The sequence below is a fragment of the Yersinia sp. 1252 StPb PI genome (genome assembly GCF_048593885.1).
Lineage (GTDB): Bacteria > Pseudomonadota > Gammaproteobacteria > Enterobacterales > Enterobacteriaceae > Yersinia > Yersinia enterocolitica_E.
Genome location: NZ_JAZGQE010000418.1, coordinates 1 through 925, shown reverse-complemented (window position 1 = coordinate 925; position 925 = coordinate 1). Strand labels below are relative to the sequence as shown.

Here is a 925-nt window from a genome sequence, read left to right as displayed (position 1 = left end):
TCTAACGCCATGGCACCAATTAAAGCCGGTAACAGCAGCCAGACAACCAGCACGACTTATATTGATGCTGCTACGGGTTCTGCAACACTGCCGTATGCGGTTCAATATTATGCTGATGGCGCAACCACTGCCGGTACTGTTGTCAGCAACGTGGTTTACTCTATTCAATACAAATAAGTATTAACGAGTAACACAGAAATATAAAAGGGCAGATATCTGCCCTTTTTGACGATAAGCACTAAAATTAAAGCATGCACACATTCATTAAGTGTCGAGGTTGTTATGAACAGCACTAACCGTTTTTTATTAACTGTCTTCTCAGCCTTGTTCTTGATTCTATTTGTCGGACGCTCTGTTCAGGCCAGTGTGGTTATTACCGGCACCCGGGTAATTTATCCGGAAAAACAAAAAGAAGTGACGGTAAAGGTGAATAACACCGGCACCGGCCCGGTGGTATTACAAAGCTGGATTGATAACGGGGATGTGAATGCCCGCCCGGAAACGTTAAAAGTGCCTTTTGTACTGACACCACCGATTAACCGGGTTGAGCCGAATAAAAGCCAGACACTGCGCATCAGTTATACCGGTGCGGCTTTACCAAAAGATAAAGAATCTGTTTTTTGGTTAAATGTCTTAGAGATACCGGCTAAAGCGGATGCGGGTAGCAGCCAGAACTATTTACAGATGGCCTACCGTTCCCGTATTAAATTGTTCTTCCGTCCTACCGGTTTGGTCGGTAATCCCAATGATGCCGCACAATCTTTAGTCTGGACCAAAGTCCCCGGCGGACTTAAAGTCACCAATCCGACACCGTTTCATGTTTCGTTGGTCACGGTGGGGATAACGGGCAGTAAAACAGCGCCGGTTGAAGGCCAAATGATTAGCCCTAATAATTCGCTGACCTTTTCGTTACCGGGAAATACCG

At 45.8% G+C, this 925-nt stretch carries 1 protein-coding gene and 1 pseudogene; both read left to right on the top strand.

What is annotated here, in order from left to right:
* Window positions 1-177 (top strand): annotated as a pseudogene (locus V2A85_RS24015) (type 1 fimbrial protein); the annotation flags it as partial.
* Window positions 178-282: 105 nt separating this feature from the next.
* The coding region (locus tag V2A85_RS24010; protein ID WP_420072597.1) for a molecular chaperone at window positions 283-925 on the top strand (643 nt) is incomplete at its 3' end.